The following is a 25,639-nucleotide window of genomic DNA, read 5'->3' as shown; positions in this document are numbered from 1 at the left end:
CTTTAGAAAATGCGACCACTAAAATTCATCTCTGTTTTGTCAGACTTATGCTCCGAAGATTAGCTACTTTATAGATCCCAAATGGGTTCTATAGCAGTAATGGCATTGGTCAGGCGCTCGCCGGCAGAGCAGAGGGGAATGATGTACGGTTATCCAAAAAGTTTTTGTAGGCAGAAAAAGCTTACTCGTTCATGAAAGACTTTCAGAGACGAGCAAGCCAACACTATAACCACTACTGTGATACTACGAGTACAAATCCTCAAGGACAAATTTAATCAAAGCTCTCGGTGATGCCAGAAAAATGCTCAGCTAGAAAATCTACGAAAGTCCTTATTTTGGGTGATAGGTATCGCTGATTCGTATAGACAGCATAAAGATATGAGGTTGCCAACGTGTAGTTCAGCTTCAGCACCTCCAATCGCTGGCTGGTAAGATCATCTTCAATCAACCACTTTGGCAAAACCGCCAACCCCATACCGGCTAGGGTTGCCTGATAAAGCATGGTAGTGTTGTTGGAGCGGATCGAGACTGGCAGTTTGACTGTCTCCCGCCCGTTAGAACCCTCAAAGAGTATCTCATCGGCAAACTGCGAATAGTAATAGCTGATACTTACATGCTTCGATAGTTCGTTAGGAGTTTTTGGGTATCCATTTCTTTGCAAATAGTCAGCTGAGCCAACCAACATGAGTTGAATTGGGCAAATGCGTCGCGTGAGCAGTGAAGAACCGGGTTCCTCAGGCGTGACACGTAACGCCAAGTCAAATCCTTCTTCCACCAAGTCCACCAACCGATCATTCAAATTCAGATCTAGCAAAACGTCTGGATAGCGAGAGCGGTACTTCGCCAAGGCTTTAGTGAATAACGGGTTAGCGAACCAAACTGGGGCGCTGATCTTGAGTACGCCACGCGCGACGACGGCTGATTGCCTCACCGCTGCCTCCACCATTTCCAATTTATCAAGCATTTCCCGGCATTGCTCATAATAGACCCTTCCTGCCTCGGTTAAGCTTAAGTGTCGGCTAGTTCGATTCAACAAACGTGTGCCAAGGTTTCGTTCCAAGTGCATCACATGCTTGCTAGTCATGGCTGTGGATAAGTTGAGCCGCTCGGCGGCTGCCACAAAACTTCCCGATTCCACCACCTGAAGCAATACTTTCATGCTCGTTAAGGTGTCCATCGTAGTTCTAAAGTTTTCTAAGAAGAAACATAGCATCAACAAAATGATACTTGTACTACGATGAGAAATAAATGTAATTTGAGGAAGACGGCAGCATCAACTATAGGACTCCGATTTGATTTTTGAAAACATACTGAGACTGAAAAGCCCGTTTGATTAGGATTTTATCTGAAATCTTGTTCAGAAATCAGATAGGAATCCTATAGCAATGCCGGAAATAGCTATGACTAAACCAACAAAGGGTGGTGTTCTATATTTGTTGCTCTTCGCCTGAAGGATTTATGCATTGGACGTTTCAGGAGTCTTAACAACAAATCTAGAACACTATCAACTCGTCGACCGCCCGCAAGAATTTCAACGGAGAGGAGAATTTCAATGTCTCAGAACAACGAACTCACGGTGATCGACCGCTTTACCATCTTCGAGCAGTTGAACATGCATCAGCGATGTATCGACAAGGGTTGGGGGCGCGAGCAGGTCGACCTCTACAACCGCCTTTACTGGCCGGAGGCCAAATTCAACGTCAACGATCTACGTACTTCAACCTTCGAGGGTCTTGAGGGCATGAAGCAGATGTTCGACTACGCGCACAGCGTCTTCCCGATGGACAAGTGGTTCCACTCTATGGGCGCGTTTGAAATTTCCGGATCGGGTGACAGGGCCGAAGCGCACTGGCGATGGTTCGTGTCCTGGAAGGCTGAACACGTCGGAACCGTTTCGACTGGCACCTACGACGACATCTTTGAACGTCGCGATGGCGTCTGGAAGTGTCTGGAACGCACCTCTAAGAGCGATCCCAACTGGCCGGTAGACTTGTTCCAGCCCTTCCTCGATCAGGCAGACATCACCTTCAAAGCGTCCTGATAGTCAGACTTTTGTAGGTTAGGTGGAGCTTCGCGAAACCCAACGTCCTTGGAAGCGTTAGGTTGAACCATAAAACTCAATCTACTCAGGCTATTTGCTCCACGCTCCTAAGCAATACCACTTCACCGCTTTTTAACTGAACAAGGTCAAGAATGTGTTGGGCTTGAACACCAAAAGAGGTTTAGTCACTGAGGAGAAAAGTAAGGAGCAGCAACGATGGACAAGAAAGGCTCAACAATGAGCATTGATCTGCGGACACTAGCGCTGGCAGCTTCATAGGAGCACATATGTCTAGTACACCTGTAGAAATCGTCCAAGCCCTTCTCAAAGACCCCACCAAGCCTGAGGTCGTCAACCAGCTCGTCTCTCCCGATGCCGTCTAAATATCGCTCATGGAAATGCGCGTCAATTGTTTTCACTCTAACTAAAGTTCAACACCAAGTAAACCGTTGTGTTGTGAGTGAGGTAAATCCAACCACTGATGGGAGTCGTTTATGGCACATAGTATAGTTGGCACTCATGTAGTCGTTGAGGACGCAGCTTCTCTGGCTGAAGCGGTTCAACGTACACATGTTGTAATCGAGGTGGCTGGTCGCTTTCATGACTTAGAGAAATTTACACTTCTTGAAGGCTCAAGTTTAGTGGGTACAACTTCTGACGCAGAATTGGTCTTCAAGCCAGATTCAGACGGGGTAGCGCTCACGGCAAATAACACCCTCCAGAACCTAACCCTCCGATCAGATCCGAGCCGATTAACGCTCAGTCTGGAACCGGCAACGACTACGCTTGGACAACTCAAGTTGCAGCATCTCGTCGTCTACGGTCGGCTGCACTTGGAATCGAGTATTGTGATGACCGCTGACCTTGTGCTCACTGACGTTCAAGTGTATGACGGCGACAGCACCTCAGCGCTGCATCGTCCAGTCGGTTACGGCGTAGAGGTCGTTCCGGGTTCCCTAACGATCTACAACCGCTGTACCAATCCCCAAAGTCGCTGGACACTGCGTGCCGAAAACCTCTCAGGGGGAACGCGAGATGTGCCGTTGAGGGGTAGCGGCATCTTTATTTTTGGCGGCATGACTGTTCCTGCAAACGCCGATCCTCAAGGTAGACCAGCGCCCAGTTCTCCTGGTGGCATGATTGACCTTAAATTATTGACCACAGGCGAAATCCATACTAATGGCAATATCCAGGCTGGTATTGGCAATCTTATCTCAGGCGGGGTGTTCGTTGGCTCAGGCGTGAAGGTTCAGCAAGTGATCAATAACAGTCCTGTAACAACTTACGGGACAAATGACATGGTGTTGGATAACTGGGGCAATGTCCGTCTTTGGCTTGCTCGGGAGTCCATCATATCTCATGGAACCAGTGGAATCGGATTCGTGAATTTCGGAGATTTACAGACTCTGATTGTGCAAGGCGACCTGGCGACCTATGGCGAAGGGGCGCGGGGGTTCAATCTATACGACGGAACCTTGGCTTATGCAGAATTCAAAAGCATTACCACTCATGGCAATGGCTCGATCGGGATACAGACCAGTAAACCATTTGGCAATATCCTCGTGCTTGGGGACGTGATCACAAAAGGTGGTATGGGTAACAGTTTGGTGCGTGGCGTGCTCGTACAGCTTGACGCGCACGCCCTGAGTCTCAAACCGGGCACAAGTGGAAAAGAGATCATTGTACTGGGTCGAGTCGAGGCTCAAAGAGAGGAAATTACCTCATTGGATTTCGCTGCTCCAGCCAGCACAGTTGAATTCATTATGATCAGTGGTCAGCAGTATGTCGATGGATCGTCAACAGAGTAGGAATTGTAATTACCCAGTAGGTACAATACCTTCGCCAATTTACGAGGCTGAGTTGATATATTAACGTCCTGTTCTCAAAGGTTTGGCAAAAACAATAAGTCCTAAAAATTCCTTCAAGGTTTCCCGCAAGCATTTTTTAAGGTATTCCCAGCAGTATTAAGGGTTTTAGCTGACAAGCTACCTTGTCAGCTAAACTCTTATATATGAGTCATTTTGCCGTTTTTGCCAAAATTTTTGTAGGCTCTTATTTTGGCAAAGGTATTGAGTAATAGCTGATACTTACATGCTTCGATAGTTCGTTGGGAGTTTTTGGGTATCCATTTCTTTGCAAATAGTCAGATGAGCCAACCAACATGAGTTGAATTGGGCAAATGCGTCGCGTGAGCAGTGAAGAACCGGGTTCCTCAGGTGTGACACGTAACGCCAAGTCAAATCCTTCTTCCACCAAGTCCACCACCCGATTATTCAAATTCAGATCTAGCAAAACGTCTGGATAGCGAGAGCGGTACTTCGCCAAGGCTTTAGTGAATAACGGGTTAGCGAACCAAACTGGGGCGCTGATCTTGAGTACGCCACGCGCGACGACGGCTGATTGCCTCACCGCTGCCTCCACCATTTCCAATTTATCAAGCATTTCCCGGCATTGCTCATAATAGACCCTTCCTGCCTCGGTTAAGCTTAAGTGTCGGCTAGTTCGATTCAACAAACGTGTGCCAAGGTTTCGTTCCAAGTGCATCACATGCTTGCTAGTCATGGCTGTGGATAAGTTGAGCCGCTCGGCGGCTGCCACAAAACTTCCCGATTCCACCACCTGAAGCAATACTTTCATGCTCGTTAAGGTGTCCATCGTAGTTCTAAAGTTTTCTAAGAAGAAACATAGCATCAACAAAATGATACTTGTACTACGATGAAAAATGAATATAATCTGAAGAAAACAGCAGTATCAACTAGCTAGGCAAGGAGATAGCTATGACTCAAGCAACAAAGAGTAGTGTTCTATATTTGTTGCTCTTCGCCTAATAATTTATGCATTAGACGTTTTAGGAATTTTAAAAAGAAGTCAGAATTCAGAATTCAGGAGTCAGAATCACTTCTGTTAGGGATTTAGACCCCAACCGATTGTAGACACCGTGTTAACTATCGTTATTTAAACCCCATACTCATCCGCCAGTCGCACAGAATTCATTCTGACTTCTAGCGACTGACGCCTCTGTTCTTTTGTTAATAACAAATATAGAACACTTGCTCCGGCTCTCCCTCGGCCCGAAGAGTTGGTGCATCGCCGACACGCTGACGAATATCCTCTGGCAAATTTTGGAGAATCATGAAAAGCGATCAAGAGACTTACACGATCAACAGACCTCGCTGGCAGCGTCTGTGCGTCACGATCCTTCTTGCTATAGCGTTCACGGTTTCGCTCCCCTACATCGCACAAGCGCAGGAGCAAGTAAGAAACCCTACCGCCGATACGTCAGACTCGACACTGGTGAAGTCCCTATCCGGATTTGAGAACGGTTATGCAACGGTTAATGGAGTAAGACTGCACTACGTCAGCGGCGGTGAGGGCGCACCGCTTGTGCTGCTGCCAGGTCACCCGGAAACCTGGTGGGGGTATCACAAGGTGATGCTGGCTTTGGCAAAAAGCTTTCGTGTGATCGTCGTGGACATCCGCGGCATGGGCAGCTCCGAAAAGTCAGCTGGTGGTTACGACAAGAAGACAATGGCTCGAGATATCTACGAGCTGATCCGTCAACTTGGATACGAGAAAGTCAATATTGCTGGACACGATATCGGCGCGATGGTCGCGTTCAGTTTTGCGGCTAATCATCCGGAAGCGACCGCGAAACTTGCCTTGCTGGACGTCGCGCATCCTGACGATTCCTTCTATGACATCAAAATGCTGCCTGAGGAGGGGAAGTTTGGAAAAACGGTCGATGCTGCGCATCCGGTTTATCTATGGTGGTTTGCTTTTCATCAAGTAGAAGGGTTGCCTGAAAAACTCCTCGCAGGAGATGGCATGAGACTCTATATAAACTGGCTCTTCAACTATCTGCTAAACGACCCGACAAAGATAGATTCACGAGATTTAGCCGTTTATGGGAATGCCTATTCGAATCCAGAAGCAATCCGCGCTGGTCATGCGTGGTACAAAGCCTTTCCGCGCGACATTAGCGACGCTAAGACGTATAAGAAGCTCGATATGCCAGTCTTGGGGCTCGGTGCTGAGTTCCAAGGCTATCAGTTCTTGCGAGTAGTCGAATCCAAGGCGACTAATTTTCGACTGGTCAAGATAGAAAATAGCGGCCACTTCATCTTAATCGAGCAACCTGATGTCATATCGCGGTTGCTGATCAACTTCTTCAAGTAAAGTATTAACCGAAACGAAACAATCGGGTCTAACAAAAGCTTGCAGGTGAAGGTTTACAGCCGTGCCTGAAGCGAAACGTTGGGCTTGAACATCAAAAGGGATTCAGTCATCGAGAAGAAAAATCAGGAGTAACAACTATGTCAGCAACGATGGACAAGAAAGGCTCAACAATGAGCATTGACCTGCGGATGCCGGCGCTGAACTGGATTAATGGTGAGTGGGTCGATTCAGCACAGCATACCGAGAGCATTAACCCAGCTACAGGTGAGGTCATTGGTACTTACGCAGATGGCGGACGTGAAGAGGCGATTCAAGCGACCAATGCTGCGGTGCAAGCTTTTCGAGAATTAGACTGGAAGGACAATCGCGCACTCCGATCGCGAGTTTTGAATCAGATCGCTGATCGCTTTGAAGCACGGCGAGACGATCTCATCGAGATTCTCTCGCTCGAAAATGGCAAAGTCCATGATGAAGCAGTGTTTGAAGTCGACATGATTCCCAGCAAGTTTCGGTACTGGGCGTCTGCCGTTCTGACAAATTACGGACGGGCTTTGGAGGTTTTGCCGGGACACCTTTCGGTCGTTACCCGGTCTGCGATCGGTGTTGCTGGAATCGTGGCACCATTTAATTCGCCGCTCGTGCTCACCGTGCGTTCTCTGGCGCCGGCCCTCGCTGCTGGTGTCACCACAGTGCTCAAATTGCCTGGCAACACAGCACAAATCAACTATCTCTTTAGTAAGGTACTGGCTGAAGCTGCTGACTTACCGAAGGGCGTGATCAACGTCTTCAGCGAAAGCAGAGGGAGAGGTGGATCGTCCTTTCTCATGGATTCAAAAGATATTCGTGTGATCAGCTTTACTGGAAGCACGAAGACAGGGAAGGCAATTTCCGCAACAGGGGCAGCGACGCTCAAGCTGTTTCAGACCGAACTTGGTGGCAAGACACCAATGATCATCTTCGACGATGCCGATCTTGAGGCGGCTGCACCAAAGGTTGAGAAGGCACTCACGACCTTCGCGGGTCAGTTCTGCATGACGGGTTCTCGTCTGTTGGTGCAGCGTGCTGTTGCCGATCGGTTTCGCACGCTTATCACCCAGCGACTGGAGAACGTTAAGACAGGACTTGCGTCTGATCCGTCCAGTCATATGGGACCTCTCATTGATAAGCCGAACGTCGCTCGTGTTGACAAGATGGTGGAGGACGCGATCGCAGCGGGCGCTAAGGTGCTTGTACGCGGCGGCCCAATTGTTGAAGGCCCACTCGCCAGCGGTGCATTTTACCGTCCGACCCTGCTGGAAGTGACCGATCCGAAAATGACGATCGTTCAGGAAGAAGTCTTCGGTCCAGTCCTGACGATGCAGATATTCGAGACTGAGGCAGAAGCGGTGCAGCTCGCAAACGATAGCGAGTATGGCTTGGCTGCGAGCATTTGGACACGCGATGTTGACCGCCCATTGCGCGTCGCCCGCGAGATAGATGCAGGCACGATCTGGATCAACGATTGGGCGATCATTTGGGACGAGTTTGAGGAAGGCGGATTCAAGCGCAGCGGCAACGGCAGGCTGAATGGTCTGACGGCGATCGATGAATTCCTGGAGTACAAACATATCGCTTTCAACTCAGGAGTGATCCCCAGTGTTGGCGTTTCTGCCCAATAGTTGAGCTTGGATCCAAATCTTGAGTCCTTCTTAAATAAGCTTCACAACCATCAAACCCGACTATCGGGTTCGCATAAGCAGCCTTATCGGAACACGTATGTCTAGTACACCTGTAGAAATCGTGCAGGAACTCCTCAAAGACCCCACCAACTCTGAAGTCGTTAACCGCCTCGTCTCCCCCGATGCCATCTACGTATCGCTCAGCTACGATAATCCCGACCTGAAAAAGCTCATGCCTTGGGCAGGCACGCATAAAGATGGTCCGGCCAGCGTCCTCAAAGTTTTCCAGGAACTCAATACCTTTTGGAACATCGAGGCGTTCGATATTCAGCAGATATTTGGCGAGGGCGAGAACGTCGCTGTCTTTGGCAGCTTCACCGTCCATTCAGTGAAACTCGATAAAACGTTCATCTCTCCCTTCTCTGTCCTGGCGAAGGTGAAGAATGGCTTAGTCACCTACATGCAGTACATGGAGGACACCTTTGGCACAGGTTCGACCTTCCGATCGGGTGGTACCTGGACATTCCAGAGCAACCCAGACGGCAGCGAAGTATCAGTGCCGTAGCAAGGTGTCCCAGGTGAATGGCACGCTTGAAAAGCCGAAAAGCCTGTGGTTTAAACAGTCTGCAATTGAAGAGCGTAATGCGTGCCTGGGTTTGGTCATAAAAGGGTAAGCTTTGGGGCGGCGTTTGGTGACTCGTAGTTCGTTATTTTTAGCTCAAATATTGCTTGTCTAATTGCAGACTCTGGTAATAGCTCTTTAACACAAGCGCTTATTGTCAAGCACGGTCTAGATTACCAGAAAAGTTTTTAGAAAAACTTTAAACTTCTAGTATAAGTTGATTTAGATTACATAACTAGAACTTACGCACTACTGTCTAGTAGCTCAAAGGTAACGCCGACGCAATATCGAACTAATCCCAATTACACATATACCGAATAGTGTTGCTGCCGTTCTTGGTTCTGGAATTTGCTGTGGTATCTGGAAAGAACCACTTAAAAAAGCTTGACCTCTCAAGAGAGCAGTTGGATTAACATCGAGTGACTCAATTTCACTAAAGTTAAATATCCCTGTAGCACCACTGAACCTACCTGCACCACCAGTGATAGTTATAGTACCAGAACCTACTAATTTGCGGTTAATAAAGTCAAATGCAGCAGTCGCGCTACTCCTGCCAAATAATTTGTCATCGCCACTGCCAAAAAACTCATCTCTGCCGATTGGCAAGCCTTGTAAACCAAATTTTGTTGCGTCTTGAACAAATACGAGATTACCAGTATTGGGGTCAATTCGGCTGTAGTTGTTTATGCTGGAAAAGTTACTCAGACCGTAGGGAGCATCAGAATTGAAACCTGAGACAAATGCTTTAGATACGTCGGTCGATGGGATAGGTGTGATAGTGACTTCCGTGTCGTATACTACGTCAAATGGATAAATCGTTTGGGCGTTCGCTTTTGTTGTATCCGCACCGACACTGAGTAAACAGAAAACTAGCGGCACAAGACATATACTATGCGATCGCATATTAATTTTTATCACCTAAAACCCCTAATATTAATTTCTGACTTATAAGAGATTGTTATAAGCTTTATGCAACTTTAAGAAAAAATTAGAAAACTCGCTATTTTACTTGAGAGCGATCGCCCGAGCATATACCCAGTTTTAAGACAATACATTCGGAACACTCAACTTTTTATAAGTAAAGTTAAAGCTGTAGTTAATACAACTTAAGCTGTGCTTATAGATGCTGAAGCTGTGGTTACAAATGCTCATGATGTTATAAGTAAAGTTAAAGCTGTAGTTAATACAGCTTAAGCTGTGCTTATAGATGCTGAAGCAGTAGTTAATACAGCTTCACTTGTGGTTATAAATGTTGAAGCTGTAGTTAATACAGCTTCAGTGGTGGTTATGAATGTTGAAGTTGTAGTTAATGCAGTCTCATAATTATCTCCAGCCGATCGCGCCAGCGAGTTAGTTTGCCATTGCTGAAGCTACTTGTGATGAAACGCCACCTGCGGCTTTAATTAAATCGGCTCCTTTCTCGCCGATCATAATCGTGGGCGCATTCGTATTGCCCCCGACCAGAGTTGGCATAATCGATGCATCAACAACCCGTAACCCCGTAACACCGCGTACCCGGAGTTGGGGATCGACAACCGCCATTGGGTCAGTTCCCATTTTGCAGGTGCCGACAGAATGATACCCCGTAACACAAAATTCCCGGATGTAAGCTTCGAGTGCTTCATCGCTAATCACCTCAGTACCGGGACTGATTTCCTCACCTCGAAACTGATCAAAGGCACTTGTATGAAACAATTTACGCATTATTTTAATCCCTTCAACTAGCTTTTGCACATCGGATTGACTTTGTAGAAAGTTGATCCGAATAATCGGTGGGTCTTTGGGGTCAGGCGAGGGCAAACTGACACTCCCAATATTTTGGGGATGAGTCAAACTGACTGTAACAGTGAATCCCAAACCAGAGAGGGTTTTGCCAGGAGATATCCACAGAATGGGACCGAAGAAAAACTGTAAATCTGGCGTGGCATCCAGATTACCTTCGGTATGCAAAAATAATCCGGCTTCAGCGTTACCATTACTGCTAATTGCCCGGTCTAACCCAGCAATTACCTCGTGTGCCACAGGACTGGCAATTATCTGGTGTGCCACAGGAACGAGAGAGTGGTCTTGGAGGTTTTGACCGACACCAGGCAAATCAACGACGACAGGAATCCCCATTGCTTGCAGATGTTCTGCATCGCCAATGCCGGAAAGCATCAGCAGCTTGGGCGAATCGAATGCACCAGCACTTAAAATCACTTCTTTGTTGACCCTGGCTTGGTGCAGCGTTCCCTCGTGCATATATTCCACGCCAACGGTGCGGGTTCCCTCAAACAATAACCGAGTCACTAACGCTCCTGTCGTTATTGTTAAATTGGGACGCTTGAGAATTGGCATCAGGAATGCAGCAGCAGCACTGTGACGTTTACCATCCTTGACCGTCAACTGATAAAGTCCCGCACCTTCTTGCTGTATCCCATTGAAATCAGGATTGTGGTTATATCCAATTGCCACAGCTGCTTCGACAAATCGTTGGGATGCCACAGCACTTTCTTGAATATCGGTCACGCTCAACTCCCCATCAACCCCGTGGTATGCGTCGGCATCGCCTTGCTGGTTCTCAGATTTCTTGAAATAAGGCAATACATCTTGGTAACTCCAACCAGGATTCCCCAATGACTGCCAGTGGTCATAATCGTGATGATTGCCCCGGATATAAATCATGGAATTAATCGAACTGCTGCCACCCAAGACTTTGCCACGGGGACAAAAGATTTTGCGGTTATTTAGGTACGGTTCTGGTTCAGAGAAATATCCCCAGTCCAGCTCTGAGCCAGGTAGGTTGGGAGATTCCAACGGGATTTGAATCTCTGGTTTAGTATCCGGGTTGCCAGCTTCGAGTAATAACACAGTTGTTTCACTATCTTGTGTCATCCGGTTGGCGACAACGCAGCCTGCCGAACCCGCACCAATCACAATATAGTCATATTGAGTCATGACATCCTCGCTTATAAATTCAACTACTTTAAAAAATGGTAATGCTAGCAATGAACGGGAGAGTGACAATGTTAAGAATCTCGCATCATTTTAAAACCAATTCCATAAAAACCCAGTTTGCTTGATGTTGTAGAGGAATCTCTGTTTTTTCCAAATAAGGCTCGATATCTTGAAAGCCAAATATCCGATAAAGTGCCTGTGCTTCCTTTGCAAAAGGGGTGCTGTCTAAACGTATCCTTGAGTAACCAATGTAGACAGCTTCATTGATGATAGCTTCTAATAAAGACCGACCGATTCCTTTTCTGCGAGTGCGATTCGTTCACTCGAAATGAGTAGAGATACTCAGGGATGAGTGACATTTGAGAGATAACCCCTTTGGGTTGAGTTCGCACTTTAATCTCTCTCAGATGATAACTGAATAACCATGAGGGTGACTCCGATAAAAACAGAAGAGAAGTCCCTCTCCGTAGGTGCAACGGTAACAGCATCATCCCTACGGTAGCGACTAGCCATCAATCCGTAAAGCGGGATGAAAAGGAGGTAAAACTGGCAGCCTAAGCCGGTATCCCTTCGAGCCTGAACCCATGAATAGCGAAAGCAAAGATGTGTCTGAACCATCGTTAAGGAAAACCAGCGAAATAAGGCTTATCGCGCTGGAGCCAAAAGGCAAAGGATAAGGGGCTGGCAATTTCGCAGTTGACCAGTAGCACTCCCTATAAACCCGGTGGATAGCATCATTTCTAAAGGTTCTAACAATGGTTATTCGGAACGAAGTAACCTATCGCCGCCCTTGGATTGGTCGATACCAAGTAGGTGCTAACCGTATGCAGCGAATAGGAAAGATTGAGTCAAAAGCGAATGCTTTGCTGTAATGGTAAGGATATGCTGACGGACTCACGGTGGATTGGATGATGGAGTTGCAAGTAGCAATAATGTCTAAAACACGGCATCAGCCGATGGTGGAATGGAAGCATATCCCTTGGCGAAAGCTGGAGCAGGTGGTCTACAAGTTGCAAAAACGAATCTATCGAGCTTCCCTTCGTGGTGATGTTAAAGCACTTCGCAGACTCCAAAAGACGTTGATGAAGTCCTGGTATGCAAAATGCCTAGCGGTCAGGCGGGTAACACAAGACAATCGGGGTAAATCGACGGCAGGAGTGGATGGTATTAAAACACTATCCCCAGCAGCACGTCTCAAACTGGTTGTAAATCTTAAATTAGGCTCAAAAGTAAAACCGACTCGACGGGTTTGGATTCCCAAACCAGGAGCGGATGAGAAGCGACCATTGGGCATCCCGACAATGTATGACCGAGCTTTGCAAGCGCTTGTTAAACAGGCTCTAAGACATAACCGTTGTCCAAAGATGCCAAGAGATAATCTCGGAATGGTTAAAGGGCATGGGTTTGGAATTGAAGCCAGCCAAAACACGTCTGACCCATACTCTAAAAGAGTGTGGGTCAGAAAAACCGGGATTTAACTTCCTCGGTTTTAACATAAGACAGTGGAAAGTGGGTAAATACCACTCAAAACAAGGCTTCAAAACAATCATCACTCCAAGCAAGGAAAAGCAGAAGATACATTATGACCGAGTAGCGAGTATCATCGATGACCATAAAGCAGCGCCACAAATGGCGTTAATCAGCCGATTAAATCCGGTAATCACAGGATGGTCAAACTACTCAACAGTAGTAAGTAAGGTCGCTTACTCTGACTTAGATAATCTTATGTATCTAAAGCTAAGAGCTTGGTCGAAACATCGCCACCCCAAGAAATATTGGGGATGGGTGTCAAATAAATATTGGCAAACCATTGGTGATAATAATTGGGTATTCGCAACCAAACAAGAGGGTAAAAACCCGATGCGGTTACGGTCACATGCAGAAACACCAATAGTTCGGTATGTGAAAGTCAGAAGCGAGGCTAGTCCTTATGATGGCAACCTAATTTATTGGAGTTCAAGAATGGGGAGACACCCGAATGCAACTAGAAGAGTGGCAACGCTCCTAAAGTTACAAAAAGGTAAGTGTACCCACTGCGGAATGCACTTCCGAGAGGAGGATGTACTGGAGATTGACCACATAACCCCCAAAAGTTTGGGAGGCAAAGACGAATATAAAAATCTCCAGATACTTCACAGACACTGCCACGACGAAAAAACAACTGGAGATGGTTCAGCTGTGAAGTACACATGATAATGTGCCAATTCATTGAGGAGCCGGGTGATATGAAAGTATCAAGCACGGTTTTGAAGACCAGCGAGTTTCGTGAGGAACTCGCTGAGTTTACTAATTCTGGTTTTACATACATCCTTTTAATTTCGCCGACATCTTCACCAATCTTTCGTAAGCAAGCGCAGGCGGCTATTTGTGCCTCGTATTGTCCTAAAAGCAAGCGTCCTGAAGGGGGTATAAATTCGTGCAGTTGAGTCATATATTGCTCAAAAAATGTATTAACATCTAAATTCATGCCGAACCGATGGCTGAATATCAACTTAGTCTCGTTAAAATATTCCCAAAACAGTTTCTGTATATGAGACTTATATTCGTCAGTCTCTACCTGGATAATTTTAAGCAAAGTTTATGCCTCCGCTAAGTAATTAAATAAAAATCGGTATCCAGAGAATTTACTTATAAGTTAATTAGTGCTAATTGAAACTCAATTCTGAGATTTTACCAAGGGTGAGAGACATTATACATCATAAATTTATGTTGCAAATAGTTCGGTCTAGAGGTAGCGTAAATTGTGCAATTTGACAATCTTTAATACTCAAACTACTTGGCGTATAGTCATAATCTGTCCGCACGCAAGACACTTGATATATGGTTCAGAATCTCGAAAGAACACGCCAGAGTGCAAGGTTTCCCGAAACTGCACCGGCTGCTAATCCCGTATTTTTTAGAACCTATAGCCGCCGGACAAAGGCGGGACTAAGGGAAACATGGGATGAGGTGTGCGATCGCACTCTACTCGGCTTAATCAAGCTGGGAAAGCTAACTCAAGAAGAAGCTGCCATACTGGATCAGATGCAGCGCAACTTGAAAGCTATGCCTAGTGGGCGCTGGCTATGGGTTGGTGGTACAGACTGGATAACCAAGCCAAAGAACTTTTCCGGGGCTTATAATTGCACCTCTACCAATCTCGAAGACTGGAGTGCCTTCGGATTAATGATGGATTTGGCAATGATGGGCTGTGGTACTGGAGCCGTCCTAGAACCACAATTTATTAACCAGTTACCCCCCATCCGTAATCGACTGAATGTCACTGTACAAGGTGAAATTGGCAGCACTCCTGTGCAACAGCGACGTGAATATACTGAAACTAATATAAAAGGCAACAGTGTTACTATTCACGTTGGAGATAGCCGTGAAGGTTGGGTTAAATCATATCAAACCCTATTGGAACTCTCCACTGATAAACAATTTTCAACAGAAGTTGAAGTATTAGTCGATATCAGCGATGTCCGCAAAGCAGGAGAAACTCTCAACGGCTTTGGAGGAGTTGCTAATCCTGTAAAATTGCCTGGACTTTATCAGGGTTGTGCATCTATTCTTAATAAAGCTTTAGGACGACAATTAAATTCAGTTGAATGCTGTCTATTAATCGATCAAGGTGCTGTCACAATTGTTGCCGGTAACATTAGGCGTTCAGCTGGCATGAGGCAAGGTTCTAGCGAAGATAGTTTATTCGCCGATGCCAAAGATAACTTATGGCAGCAAGATGAAAGTGGTAACTGGCGAATTGATCCAGAGCGCGATGCACTCAGGATGGCAAATCATACCAGAGTTTTTCACCGCAAGCCAACCCTAGAAGAATGTATTGGTGCTGTCCGCAAACAATATTACAGTGGCGAGGGAGCGATTCAATGGGCTGGTGAAGCTGTAGCGCGATCGAACATAGATTTGCTGCCAACACAGGCTCTGAAAGTTAATTTTTTGCAAGCTTATGAACAAGGAACAGCAAAGCAATGGTTACAGGAACACTATCCTCAGTTTAATGCTAATGAGCTAGAACATCGTTTGCAGCGATATGCTTTAAATCCATGCGGAGAAATCATCGGCGCTAACTTCCACTGTGTGAGTGGTGATACCTTACTCATTACTAGAGATGGAATACATAAAATCAAAGATGTTGTCAGAGGTGAAATTGAGATTTGGAATGGTCAAAAATGGAGCCAAGTAACACCTTTTAAAACTGGTAGTGAACGCCAGTTGTATCGAGTCAAATTTGCAGATGGTACTTACTTGGATGCAACACAATATCATCGCTTCTTTGTCAAAGATAGATTTGATAAAGAATACAAAGAAGTGCAAACCAAGGATTTGATGGATGTTAGTAGATATGCCATTCATACTGAGCCTTTTGTTATTCAGTATGAAGATGGATTAAATATCGATCCAAGTTATGCATATACTTTGGGGATAGCTGTAGGAGATGGAACTACAGACAAAAATGGTAATGCCAAAATTAGACTTTATGAACAGAAAGCAGCTTTATCTGTAATAGAAAGTAAGTCTCCTGAAAGAAACTATGACTACTTACCGACTTTTACAGATGTAACAGACTTAGGTTTTTCTGGAGAATTTTTAAAGAGTTTAAAAACAAATCCAGAGTCACTGAATGTAATTGCTAGTTGGAATCGCCAAGCAATTTTGTACTTTATCGCTGGTTTAGCGGATACAGATGGCACAAATACACATAGCAATGGCATTAGGATTTACATCTCTGATTACGAACGTGCATATCGAGTCCAGTTATTACTAACTAAATGCGGTATCCGTTCTTCTTTAAATCTTTGCGCTCATAAAGGATCAGTAACTAATTATGGTGTTCGCAGTCAAGATTTATATTACTTGCAAATCACTGACTGTGGGCAAATTCCTTGCCAGCGTTTGGATGTAAGCAAAGGGTGTGACGCCAAATACAAAGGTAAATGGCAAATAGTCAGAGGTGTGGAAGAATTACCAGGTTTACACGATACTTATTGCTTCAATGAACCGGAACATCACAAAGGAGTATTTGGTAATACCCTAACTGGGAACTGTAATTTGTCTGAGGTTCACCTTAATCAAATCGACCCATATAACTACAAAGAACAAGAAGAGGCTTTCACTGCTGGAGCGCTATCTGTAGCAGCACTTTTAAATCACAAATTCCTAGAACCACGCTATCAATACAGCCGTGAATTAGACCCGATTGTGGGAGTTTCTTTTACAGGTTTATTTGATTTCTTTGTCCATGCTTTTGGTGTTGATTGGCTGCGCTGGTGGGCAGAAGGAAGACCCGCTACTGTACAAGGATTGGCTTTCAAGCGTGAGGAAGAAAAATATCTAAGTTCCTGGAAAGATATTGTACATCGGGTAGTTTGGGATTACTGCGATCGCCATAATCTCAAACGTCCAAATCGCTGTACCACAGTCCAACCCAGTGGCACTAAGGCTTTATTAACTAATGCTAGTTCCGGATGGCATCCCCCGAAAGCGCAAAGATTCATTCGCCGCATCACCTTCGGCAAAAATGACCCAGTAGCCTTAGCTTGTATTGACTATGGTTACAACGTCATTCCCTCTCAATCAGACAAAGATGAACAGGGCAATTTACTCAATGATCCCTTTGATTCACGGGTGAGTGAGTGGTTAGTAGAAATCCCTGTTTCTGTACCTTGGGCTGATTTACCAGCAGCTGATGAAATTGATGTTTCTAAGTTTTCAGTCTTAGCCCAATTTGATTTTGTCCTCCAGGTTCAACGTTGGTATGTGACTCACAACACATCAGCTACTTTGGAACTTCGCTCTGATGAAATCGAACCTTTGGCACAGCGGATCTACGAAACTATCCAGAATGATGAAGGATATATTTCAGCAGCCCTTTTAGCTCGTTTTGATGACCTGCAATCATTCCCACGTTTGCCATTTGAACCAATAGATAAACCAACCTACGATCGCTTGAATCAAGAGGTGAAAGCACGACGCAAAACAGATGATTTCTGTACAGTCTTAAGCCGCTACGATTTAGGCGAAATGTCAGAGCCTGGCCCTAGTGGTTGTGACTCTGATAAGTGTATGTTTCCCGATGAGCAACCAAGCTCATAAGGTGAAATGACTATCAACTTAGGGTAGGCACTATTTATCTATTACAATAAAAAGCAGTGGTTTCATATAACATTTAACTACTGCTTTTTATATCAACTAAAATTTCCCCTTTACCCCAATACAGTTCAGTTAGGAACGTGGATTAGATAAAATGTAAAACTTCATCCTCTATCTTGCTTCCCTCTCCTTTATAAGGAGAGGGATTGAGGGTGAGGTAAGTCAGGGACATAAATTGTATGTTATTTAATTCTTATTCCTTAAGGCTTAACTCTTTATCAAAGTAAATTTTTTAACGAACCGCCAAGGGCGCAAAGAACGCAAAGGAAGAGAAGAAAGAGAAGGAAGAAATGCTTAACTGAACTGTATTGCCCTTTACCCTTTTCCCCTCCTTGGATAATTATTTTGGTGTAGAAAAGCAGCACAAAATTTCTCTACACTATGATCTTTAGCAAAAGGAGTCCGCCAATGAAAGCTTACGAAATTCAAAGCAACGCCGGGATTGATGCCCTCACATTAGTCGATCGCCCTGAACCAAAACCAACTGCGGGACAAGTTCTGATTCAAGTCAAAGCAACATCCCTAAATTACCGTGATCTACTGATCGCCGAAGGAGCTTACGATGCTAAACAGAAATATCCGGTAATTCCCGTGTGTGACGGTGTGGGGGAAGTCGTGACAGTGGGGGAAGGTGTTACACGCGTGAAAATAGGCGATCGCGTCGCGGGTACTTTCTTCCAAGACTGGATTTATGGCTCTTTAACCAGAGAGAAAATGAAATCCGCTCTCGGAAGTGGTAACGATGGAATGCTGGCTGAGTATGCCGTATTACACCAAGATGATTTGGTGATATTACCAGACTATCTATCCGACATTGAAGGGGCAACTTTGCCCTGTGCAGGTGTCACAGCTTGGCAAGCACTGGTGACAGAAGGTAATATTCGCGCAGGTGATAGTGTTTTATTACTCGGTACTGGGGGAGTTTCGATTTTTGCTCTCCAGTTTGCCAAGATACATGGTGCTAGAGCGATTATTACTTCCAGCAGTGATGATAAATTGGCACGAGCTAGACAACTTGGTGCTGACGAGACAATTAACTACAAAACAACACCAGATTGGGAAAAGCAAGTTTACCAATTGACTAATCGCATAGGTGTAGATCATGTAGTAGAAGTAGGCGGTGCAGGCACTTTGCCAAAATCACTACAAGCAGTCCGCATTGGGGGACGTATTAGTTTGATTGGCGTATTATCAGGTAGAGGAAATCAAATTGACCCCAGTCCAATACTTTTTAAGAATTTAACAGTTCAGGGAATTGAAGTTGGCAGTCGGGAAATGTTTGAGGCGATGAATCAGGCGATGCAACAGCATCAAATCAAACCGATTATTGATCGAGTTTTTTCATTCACTGAAGCACGAGAAGCTTATCATTATCTCAAAAGTGCGGCTCACTTCGGAAAAGTTGTAATTAGTAATGACGCTCTCTACGAGACGCTGCGCGAACGCGGACTCGCTAACGCTACGCTAACGTAATTCGTATTTTTAAAGAGTTTAATTATATGTTTCAAGTGAGAATTAAACCCCACTTGAAACATAATTCATAATTATGTTTAAACAGCAGCGAGAGTAGGCGCAGCGAATTTAGCATATCGCTCGATGTAGAATTCCTTAGAGTGAGCGATCGCTTTCACAGATTCACGCTCTTTCAAAGCACGTTTCCACTGGCGTACACGGGTAAATTCCTCTGGCACCCCAAAGCCGCGATACTGCTTCAGTGCAGCCCAGCGTTCAAACCAGGGGAAATAGGTGAAATCAACCAAACTGATGGATTCACCAAACCAGTAAGGGCCTTCCCCAGATAGCTTTGCCAAACCCTCGTTTTCAATGAATTCCAGGTGTTTGTATATCCAATCAGCAGCACTCTGTAAATCGGCAATCACTTTCGGTTCTAAAGGAAGCACTCCATCAACAGGTCGGCGTTCAAATGTCCGCTTCACAACTTCAGGCGGTAATCCTGATACTTTTTGGTATACTTTCTGATTCTCCTGGGGATGTTTATTTAGCCATTCAGCCTCTTTAGCAAGAATCGCAATAACTTCTTTAATCGCCTCAGATTTTTCTTTTAATGCATCCCTATCCACCATATAAAGGGAGTAATGCAGCACTTGTGCAGGCAAAGGAATTTGGCGGGCATTGTACTTGATTTCAGCACTAGCAACCCAAGGGTCCCAAACTGCCCAAGCATCCACATGATGTGATGCCCAAGCGGGTAGGGCTTCATCTGGTTTCATGTAAACGCGACTTACTTTATCTTTGGGGATATTTTCTTTTTCTAATAGTTTCAATAGCAAATGTTCGCTGATTCCACCTCGATTCACAATGACCTTTTTACCAATAAGATCATCGAATTTCCGAATCGGGGAATCTGCATGAACTACAATCCCCTCTGAGTTGCGATTAGCCGGTCGGTAGGCAATGATGCAAGCATTAATCCCACCAGATAAAGCAGACAAACCAGCAATATCGCCGCCGGCTCCTAAATCAGAACTTTTAGCATTGATTGTTTCTAATACTGGTGCAAAAGATGGGAATGTACCAACCCACTCAACTTTAATATTCTTGGGAGCTAGTTCACGCTCTAAAGTCCCGCGTTCTTTTGCGATCGCAGACAGACTTGCCTTAATATAACCAATGCGAACTACTGTCTGTTTTTCAGGTGCAGAACTTTGTGCTGTTGAGGAACCTTGATGGTCACTCACAGATTTAACAGTGGAATTAGCAGAGTTAGTCGCACTACATCCAGAAACTATCAAACTTAAGCCTGATTGGGCTACCAAAAACCAGACGAGTGCTTTTGTTGAACCCTGCTGGCCAATTTGGAGCAAACTTTTTAAGGTACTTAGTAAATGAGAATTTGGAAATTTACTTGTCAATGATTTACTGCTCCATAAAATTAAGACAATTCCCGACAAACTGGAAATTAATAATGAGAGCCAGAGGCTCCAGCCTGGTAACGAGGCAATGGAGATTATTTATTTCTCCTTTATCTTTAATTTTGAATTTTGAATTTTAAATTTTGAATTGTTTAAGGTGCTGGGTTTGGAGACTGAGCATGAACTATATCCAACTCTTCCAAAATGTCTTTGTCGAGAACTACATTTACACTTTCCAAATTCTCTTTGAGTTGTTCCAGTGTCGTAGCACCAATAATTGTGCTAGGCACAAACCAACGACTTCGCACGAATGCGAGGGTCAAATGCACTGGACTTAATTGATAGCGCTTGGCAATTTCCACATAAGCTGCGACTGCTTCATTTACTTTTGGTTTCAAATAACGCTGACCAAAATTTTCAAACAAAGTAACTCTTGCTTTCTCTGGTTTGCCATTTAAGTATTTGCCAGTCAAGAAGCCAAATCCCAAAGGACTATAAGCTAGTAAGCCAATTTCTTCCTGATAAACGGCTTCTGCTAAGGCTCCGTCAAATACTCGATTCAGCAAGTTGTAAGCATTTTGAATCGAAACAACTTTGGGCAATCCTAATTGTTTAGCAGCATTACTAAATTGGGCGACTCCCCAAGGGGTTTCGTTACTCAAACCGATATAGCGAATTTTACCTGCCTTAATTACATCGGCAAAAACTGCTAGCTGTTCAGCGATAGGAAGCGTTTCTGCCACCTGAGTCGGATCGAACACCGTTTGCCCAAACCGTGGCACGTAGCGATCGATCCAGTGGATTTGGTACAGATCAATATAATCTGTTTGTAATCTTTTTAGACTATCATCTAGGGCTTGTTTGATATTATCACGGTCAATTGCTTTGGCTCCACCACGAACCCATTTAAAGCCTCGACCAGGGCCAGCAATTTTAGTAGCTATAATCAGTTGATCTCTTTGTTGACGCTTTAACCATTCCCCAATATAAGTTTCAGTTAATCCATAAGTTTCACCACTTGTAGGGACAGGGTACATCTCAGCCGCATCAATAAAGTTGACTCCTTGGGCAATAGAATAATCTAGCTGCTCATGGGCTTCTTCAATCGTATTTTGCTCTCCATAAGTCATTGTACCCAGACAAATTTCAGAAATTTTTAAGTCACTCTTGCCAAGTTGGTTATACTTCATATTTCTGCGTTGTTTTTCAGTTGATTTAACAGTGATATTTGTGCTGGAAATTTTGCATTTTGTTAAGGAATAAGCAATTTAGCTCCAAACAATACCGATTTTGGCACTCAGCCAATATAAATTTATCAGCAAAAAATATTTTGCTGATACTATTGTAAATTGATGGATAAATCGTATTTAACAGGCGCAGTTGTTTATTTTTGCATAGATGAACCAGATAAGTGAGCTAGTTTGGAGTAATAAAAAATCTAAAAATGTAGTAGAAAATACTTGCTTTTCTTGAGCTTTTGTGAAATAAACTTTTTTAGCCTAAGTACAATCTACGGCAAATAGATTAGTTTACCGTAGTATATCAAAAAGTCTTAAGATTCTTCTAGAATTAAAACTTAATAAATGTTTATACGGGGTATGTTCCTTTGGGCGTTTCTGATTGAGAGGATGAAAATGAATTTGTTTGATGTCAAAACCCTCATATAGAGGCGATATATCGGATCTTTACTACAATTGGGCAATGTCCTTAAACTGCGAATGCCCATTGGGGAAGCTACCGCTTTCCGAATTCGCGGTAGAGTCGCAATCAAAAGGATTTCCTTGTTAGAGGATGTTTGAAAAGTCACAAAGTATATTATAAACTCCGCTTCCATTGCTCTCCCCCAGAGGGCTACGGTGTACACACAAGTCCTAAAAACCTAGTAGTCCACCACATCAACATTGCAGGGTAAACAAAGTTTGAGAATATTTCTCTCTTCCTCTTCCTCTGTGTTCTCTGCGCGGCAGTTGCTTCAAGTCGGGGAACCCGCCCAACGCACTGCCTTGCCTCTGCGGTTCGTTATTTAACTCTGCAAACTTAGCTTGGCAGACTACTAGTTTTGTAGGGTGTGTTATGCCGTAGGCTAACGCACCATCCCAGATATTCGGTGCGTTAAGAAACAAGAGGCTAAATCCCCTTGTTAAAGGTAGGAAAACTTCTGCCACAGTCTACTAGAGTGACTGCTATAGCTAACTGAGAGAGTGCAGAACAAATTGAATTGCCGCAATCACAAAAAAGCAGGGTTTTAAAGACTTGCATAACCAGGAATTTATTGCTGCGATCGCTTCTAACGATGCTCATGTCTATAGTAGTGTGATTGAAGTATTAAGCTAAATAGGGAGCATCCTAATGCAAGCAAATTTACCCGTCTGCAATCAGAGGATTTTCTGCTAACTCAAGAATTTGTTGCCCAGATGCTAGGTGTACGTCGCTCCGGCGTCACACTGGCGGCTAGCACCCTCAGCCGAGCCGGAATTATTAGCTACAACCGTGGTCGCATTAATATCCTGAATCGAGGAATTTTGGAAGACACCTCCTGTGAGTGTTATCAAGTTATAAAAAACGAATTTGCTCGGTTATTGGACAATTCGCCTGGGCAGAATTCTAAATAAAACTTTTAAGTCTCTATGTCTGAAACCGGACAGACACTTGCTAACTAGTACATTTAAACTCTCGTAAGATGTGCATTAAAAGCTATGGACTAGTAAATGCTTTTTGATACAAGTGCTACTCCAGGTGTTTGGCTAGAGGGCAGTGAAAATATGTCTAATGAATCCATATCTTTTAAAGGTCTGCGATTACTCGTAGTTGATGACGACCCTGATACAAGAACATTACTTACCTTCCTGTTTGAATTAGACGGAGCAGAGATTATCACAGATGCTTCGGCAGGTGATGCTCTAGAAATAATCTCACTTTTTAAACCAGACATCCTGATTAGTGACCTTTATTTACCAGATGAAGACGGCTGCTCACTGCTCTTGAAGGTCAGAAATATTGAAGCAAAGCGAGGGAGAAAGATTCCAGCTATTGCTCTGACGGCATCTGCTTACCACGAAGACCGTAATCGTGCATTATTAGTAAGTTACAATATATACAAACGTAAGCCGATAGACTTAGATGAGTTAGCTTTTGCGGTTGCTAGTTTAGCTGGACTCGAAGAATACGTTTGACATATCTGGATGCAACAATAGGGAAGCCAATGTAGAGAAAGCTTTAATTAAATTTGACAGGACTTAGGCAAAAATCGCCAAAAAGCTGAGTTTAATACAGCCTAACTCCCAGCCCTTCCCTACTAGCGTTGGGGAGTAATATTATGTCTGCCAAATTACCCATAATAAAAGAACCCCTTCCCACAGACCTACGGTGTACACACAAGTCGAATACCCCCCTTAATCCCCCCTTTCCAAGGGGGGAAACAAGATTTCTAGTTCCCTCCACAATCTTCGCGGGGGAAACAAGATTTCTAGTTCCCTCCCCTTGACAAGGGGAGGGTTAGGGTGGGGTAAAACTGACGCTAAAACCTCAGTTAATCAGCTATTTCAGACTTGTGTGTACACGTTAGCCCCGCAGGCAAGGTGGGTTCTTGGGGTTTAATAACTAATCAAGCGGACATAATATAAGATTCAAAGCCTCTCTCCTAAAAGGAGAGAGGAATGGAAGTGAGGTCAGACTGTATTGCATCCAGACAAAAAGCTTTATAAATCAGCGCGTTGGCGTAGCCCGCACTTCTCTACGAGACGCTGCGCGTAGCAAGCAAGATCCCCGTAGGGGTACGACATCGCTACTTCGACTGCGGCTTCATCGAGCGACTTGTGCTGAGCGCAGTCGAAGCAAGCCGAGATGCTCAGTACAAGTCAGTGACCATCGTAGACATCGCATTTTCTCAGGAATCTTTTGACTAATTTTATTTTTTATTAATTCTGCCACCAGTAAAAACCTTGTTAAAAGGTAGTGATATAAAATATACTAAGAATAAATACAGAGGAAAAATAAGTAATTCTCTGTGAGTACTCATTTTTTCATATAAAGGAGCGCATTATGGAATATCTTGCTTATTCCCACATGTTTATTGCTCAAGAAGAGGCATCTGGAAACACCAAATATAATCCGCCTAAATCTCAATTAAATGGCAAAAAACCTCTTAAATCTTCAGACATAGTTATTACTAAAAAAGAGGTATCTGGAATCAGTAAATCTAAATTCAATTGGAGAAAACTGCTTAAATCTTCGGCTTGGTTAGCTTTAGCTGGTGTTGGTGTATTACTTATTGCTGCTAGCCAAATTCAAATGAGTTCGGCTGCATATGTAAGAACTAACGGCAATTGTTTACGTATCCGTACAGGCCCAAGCACTAACTATTCATCTGTTGACTGTGTATCAAATGGCGCAACACTTCCAGCGATTGAAAGGTATGAAAACGGTTTTGCTAGGCTTTCTACAGGTAGATACGTTTTTGCGCGATGGGTTGGTGATAAACCTAACAGTGTTCCTGTGACTAGACCTGGTGGTGTTGGGGGTTCAGTTATTCTTACCCCTGGTTCTAGAGGTCTGCTTGTAAGAGACGTTCAAACAGCTTTGGGTAATCTCAGGATTGATGGAGTTTACGGTCAAGAAACTGCTAGCCGAGTCCGAAGCTTTCAGGCAAGTAAAGGTCTACTTGTAGATGGTGTGGTGGGGCCCGAAACTAGATTAGCTCTGGGTATTTAGCCAATATGAATGCGTTGCACCCTAACCCGCCCTGCAATATAGCCATTTTCAATTCGGTGAGGTATAAGACCTAACCCCCTAGCCCCTTTCCCGAAGCGGGAAGGGGGAAAAATTCAAAGCCTCTCTTTTAAAAGGAGAGAGGAATGGAAGTGAGGTCAAAACTGTACCTTACTTGGTCGAGAACTGCTATAAATTGATTGCTCATAGCTTAAATGCTTTTGAGTCTACTTTAGTAAACTTAAGCTATTAGCTTGGGAATTGATTCCTAAGCGGGATGAGAGCGAAAGGATAAGACTTTGAGGACTTTTGTCAGTTAACCAAAAAGCCACCCTTTGAAAATCTCGCTTCGAGATTGTACCTGTTTTCTTGTGGGATGGAAATAACTGGAGTTTAGACTAAGCCATGCAAAATGACCCAGTAGGGCTGAGTTAATCAGAGACTTAGCAAAAGTATGAATAATCTTAGGTATTAAACA

Annotated in this window: 18 protein-coding genes and 2 pseudogenes; 12 read left to right on the top strand and 8 right to left on the bottom strand. The window is 44.4% G+C overall.

Going from position 1 to position 25,639, the window contains the following annotated elements; genetic code table 11:
- Positions 1 to 271: 271 nt before the first annotated feature.
- Positions 272 to 1,213: a LysR family transcriptional regulator gene (locus V7K49_RS15460; protein ID WP_335206299.1), complete on the bottom strand. Its 942-nt coding sequence runs from the start codon at positions 1,211 to 1,213 to the stop codon at positions 272 to 274.
- A gap of 339 nt (positions 1,214 to 1,552) precedes the next feature.
- Between V7K49_RS15460 and V7K49_RS15455 the strand changes: the two genes are divergently transcribed.
- Positions 1,553 to 2,041 (top strand): nuclear transport factor 2 family protein, encoded by a 489-nt coding sequence (locus V7K49_RS15455; RefSeq protein ID WP_334870510.1) that lies wholly within the window; start codon positions 1,553 to 1,555, stop codon positions 2,039 to 2,041.
- Positions 2,042 to 2,535: 494 nt separating this feature from the next.
- Positions 2,536 to 3,849 (top strand): hypothetical protein, encoded by a 1,314-nt coding sequence (locus tag V7K49_RS15450; protein ID WP_335206298.1) that lies wholly within the window; start codon positions 2,536 to 2,538, stop codon positions 3,847 to 3,849.
- A gap of 244 nt (positions 3,850 to 4,093) precedes the next feature.
- On the opposite strand, the gene V7K49_RS15445 is transcribed toward V7K49_RS15450, so the two are convergent.
- Positions 4,094 to 4,696: a LysR family transcriptional regulator gene (locus V7K49_RS15445; protein WP_335206297.1), complete on the bottom strand. Its 603-nt coding sequence runs from the start codon at positions 4,694 to 4,696 to the stop codon at positions 4,094 to 4,096.
- 477 nt (positions 4,697 to 5,173) lie between these two features.
- On the opposite strand from V7K49_RS15445, the gene V7K49_RS15440 reads away from it, so the two are divergent.
- From V7K49_RS15440 to V7K49_RS15430, 3 genes are all read left to right on the top strand, one after another.
- A complete protein-coding gene (locus V7K49_RS15440; protein WP_334870516.1) occupies positions 5,174 to 6,217 on the top strand; it encodes an alpha/beta fold hydrolase in 1,044 nt (347 codons plus the stop codon).
- Positions 6,218 to 6,354: 137 nt separating this feature from the next.
- The gene (locus tag V7K49_RS15435; protein WP_335206296.1) at positions 6,355 to 7,875 is read left to right on the top strand and encodes an aldehyde dehydrogenase family protein; all 1,521 of its coding nucleotides are present in this window, start codon (positions 6,355 to 6,357) and stop codon (positions 7,873 to 7,875) included.
- 97 nt (positions 7,876 to 7,972) lie between these two features.
- Positions 7,973 to 8,440: a nuclear transport factor 2 family protein gene (locus V7K49_RS15430; protein ID WP_335206295.1), complete on the top strand. Its 468-nt coding sequence runs from the start codon at positions 7,973 to 7,975 to the stop codon at positions 8,438 to 8,440.
- Between the two features lie 321 nt (positions 8,441 to 8,761).
- Here the strand turns inward: V7K49_RS15430 and V7K49_RS15425 are convergent, their stop codons facing one another.
- From V7K49_RS15425 to V7K49_RS15415, 3 genes and pseudogenes are all read right to left on the bottom strand, one after another.
- Positions 8,762 to 9,415: a hypothetical protein gene (locus V7K49_RS15425; RefSeq protein ID WP_335206294.1), complete on the bottom strand. Its 654-nt coding sequence runs from the start codon at positions 9,413 to 9,415 to the stop codon at positions 8,762 to 8,764.
- Between the two features lie 432 nt (positions 9,416 to 9,847).
- Entirely contained in the window at positions 9,848 to 11,434 is a 1,587-nt protein-coding gene (locus V7K49_RS15420) for a GMC family oxidoreductase (RefSeq protein ID WP_335206293.1), read from the bottom strand.
- Positions 11,435 to 11,519: 85 nt separating this feature from the next.
- Positions 11,520 to 11,735: pseudogene (locus V7K49_RS15415) on the bottom strand (GNAT family N-acetyltransferase); the annotation flags it as partial.
- Between the two features lie 631 nt (positions 11,736 to 12,366).
- Between V7K49_RS15415 and V7K49_RS15410 the strand changes: the two are divergent.
- The 4 genes from V7K49_RS15410 to V7K49_RS15395 all read left to right on the top strand — a co-directional run bounded on the left by V7K49_RS15410 (position 12,367) and on the right by V7K49_RS15395 (position 19,054).
- On the top strand, positions 12,367 to 12,912 hold the full coding sequence (locus V7K49_RS15410) for a reverse transcriptase N-terminal domain-containing protein (protein WP_335206292.1): 546 nt from the start codon (positions 12,367 to 12,369) through the stop codon (positions 12,910 to 12,912).
- A 31-nt stretch (positions 12,913 to 12,943) separates the two neighbouring features.
- Positions 12,944 to 13,627, top strand: coding sequence for a group II intron maturase-specific domain-containing protein (locus tag V7K49_RS15405; protein WP_335206291.1), 684 nt, complete (start codon positions 12,944 to 12,946; stop codon positions 13,625 to 13,627).
- Between the two features lie 627 nt (positions 13,628 to 14,254).
- Positions 14,255 to 17,524 carry a ribonucleoside-triphosphate reductase, adenosylcobalamin-dependent gene (nrdJ, locus tag V7K49_RS15400; RefSeq protein WP_335206289.1) on the top strand — a complete coding sequence of 1,090 codons (3,270 nt, stop codon included), beginning with the start codon at positions 14,255 to 14,257 and terminating at the stop codon, positions 17,522 to 17,524.
- Positions 17,525 to 17,989: 465 nt separating this feature from the next.
- Complete coding sequence (locus tag V7K49_RS15395) at positions 17,990 to 19,054, top strand: zinc-dependent alcohol dehydrogenase family protein (RefSeq protein ID WP_335206288.1); 1,065 nt, start codon at positions 17,990 to 17,992, stop codon at positions 19,052 to 19,054.
- Positions 19,055 to 19,131: 77 nt separating this feature from the next.
- Here V7K49_RS15395 and V7K49_RS15390 read toward each other — a convergent pair whose 3' ends face one another.
- The 3 genes from V7K49_RS15390 to V7K49_RS15380 form a co-directional block, all read right to left on the bottom strand.
- Positions 19,132 to 20,454 (bottom strand): aliphatic sulfonate ABC transporter substrate-binding protein, encoded by a 1,323-nt coding sequence (locus V7K49_RS15390; protein ID WP_335206287.1) that lies wholly within the window; start codon positions 20,452 to 20,454, stop codon positions 19,132 to 19,134.
- Positions 20,455 to 20,606: 152 nt separating this feature from the next.
- Positions 20,607 to 21,644, bottom strand: a complete 1,038-nt coding sequence (locus V7K49_RS15385) for an NADP(H)-dependent aldo-keto reductase (RefSeq protein WP_335206286.1) — start codon at positions 21,642 to 21,644, stop codon at positions 20,607 to 20,609.
- Positions 21,645 to 22,349: 705 nt separating this feature from the next.
- Positions 22,350 to 22,619, bottom strand: a complete 270-nt coding sequence (locus V7K49_RS15380; protein ID WP_335206285.1) for a hypothetical protein — start codon at positions 22,617 to 22,619, stop codon at positions 22,350 to 22,352.
- 213 nt (positions 22,620 to 22,832) lie between these two features.
- On the opposite strand from V7K49_RS15380, the pseudogene V7K49_RS15375 reads away from it, so the two are divergent.
- From V7K49_RS15375 to V7K49_RS15365, 3 genes and pseudogenes are all read left to right on the top strand, one after another.
- Positions 22,833 to 23,066: pseudogene (locus V7K49_RS15375) on the top strand (helix-turn-helix domain-containing protein); the annotation flags it as partial.
- A 96-nt stretch (positions 23,067 to 23,162) separates the two neighbouring features.
- The gene (locus V7K49_RS15370; protein WP_335206284.1) at positions 23,163 to 23,627 is read left to right on the top strand and encodes a response regulator; all 465 of its coding nucleotides are present in this window, start codon (positions 23,163 to 23,165) and stop codon (positions 23,625 to 23,627) included.
- A gap of 868 nt (positions 23,628 to 24,495) precedes the next feature.
- Positions 24,496 to 25,164 carry a peptidoglycan-binding protein gene (locus tag V7K49_RS15365; protein WP_335206283.1) on the top strand — a complete coding sequence of 223 codons (669 nt, stop codon included), beginning with the start codon at positions 24,496 to 24,498 and terminating at the stop codon, positions 25,162 to 25,164.
- The last annotated feature ends 475 nt before the right edge of the window (positions 25,165 to 25,639 follow it).

This window comes from Nostoc sp. (assembly GCF_036919675.1).
In the GTDB taxonomy this organism is placed as follows: domain Bacteria; phylum Cyanobacteriota; class Cyanobacteriia; order Cyanobacteriales; family Nostocaceae; genus Nostoc.
Note: the sequence above shows the minus strand (reverse complement) of the source record. Positions and strands in the feature narration are given on the sequence as shown.

Bases quoted from the DNA above. Each gene is read 5' to 3' on its own strand.
- V7K49_RS15460 (WP_335206299.1), bottom strand. From the start codon at position 1,213: ATGCTATGTTTCTTCTTAGAAAACTTTAGAACTACGATGGACACCTTA.
- V7K49_RS15455 (WP_334870510.1), top strand. From the start codon at position 1,553: ATGTCTCAGAACAACGAACTCACGGTGATCGACCGCTTTACCATCTTC.
- V7K49_RS15450 (WP_335206298.1), top strand. From the start codon at position 2,536: ATGGCACATAGTATAGTTGGCACTCATGTAGTCGTTGAGGACGCAGCT.
- V7K49_RS15445 (WP_335206297.1), bottom strand. From the start codon at position 4,696: ATGGACACCTTAACGAGCATGAAAGTATTGCTTCAGGTGGTGGAATCG.
- V7K49_RS15440 (WP_334870516.1), top strand. From the start codon at position 5,174: ATGAAAAGCGATCAAGAGACTTACACGATCAACAGACCTCGCTGGCAG.
- V7K49_RS15435 (WP_335206296.1), top strand. From the start codon at position 6,355: ATGTCAGCAACGATGGACAAGAAAGGCTCAACAATGAGCATTGACCTG.
- V7K49_RS15430 (WP_335206295.1), top strand. From the start codon at position 7,973: ATGTCTAGTACACCTGTAGAAATCGTGCAGGAACTCCTCAAAGACCCC.
- V7K49_RS15420 (WP_335206293.1), bottom strand. From the start codon at position 11,434: ATGACTCAATATGACTATATTGTGATTGGTGCGGGTTCGGCAGGCTGC.
- V7K49_RS15410 (WP_335206292.1), top strand. From the start codon at position 12,367: ATGTCTAAAACACGGCATCAGCCGATGGTGGAATGGAAGCATATCCCT.
- nrdJ (WP_335206289.1), top strand. From the start codon at position 14,255: ATGGTTCAGAATCTCGAAAGAACACGCCAGAGTGCAAGGTTTCCCGAA.
- V7K49_RS15395 (WP_335206288.1), top strand. From the start codon at position 17,990: ATGAAAGCTTACGAAATTCAAAGCAACGCCGGGATTGATGCCCTCACA.
- V7K49_RS15385 (WP_335206286.1), bottom strand. From the start codon at position 21,644: ATGAAGTATAACCAACTTGGCAAGAGTGACTTAAAAATTTCTGAAATT.
- V7K49_RS15370 (WP_335206284.1), top strand. From the start codon at position 23,163: ATGCTTTTTGATACAAGTGCTACTCCAGGTGTTTGGCTAGAGGGCAGT.
- V7K49_RS15365 (WP_335206283.1), top strand. From the start codon at position 24,496: ATGGAATATCTTGCTTATTCCCACATGTTTATTGCTCAAGAAGAGGCA.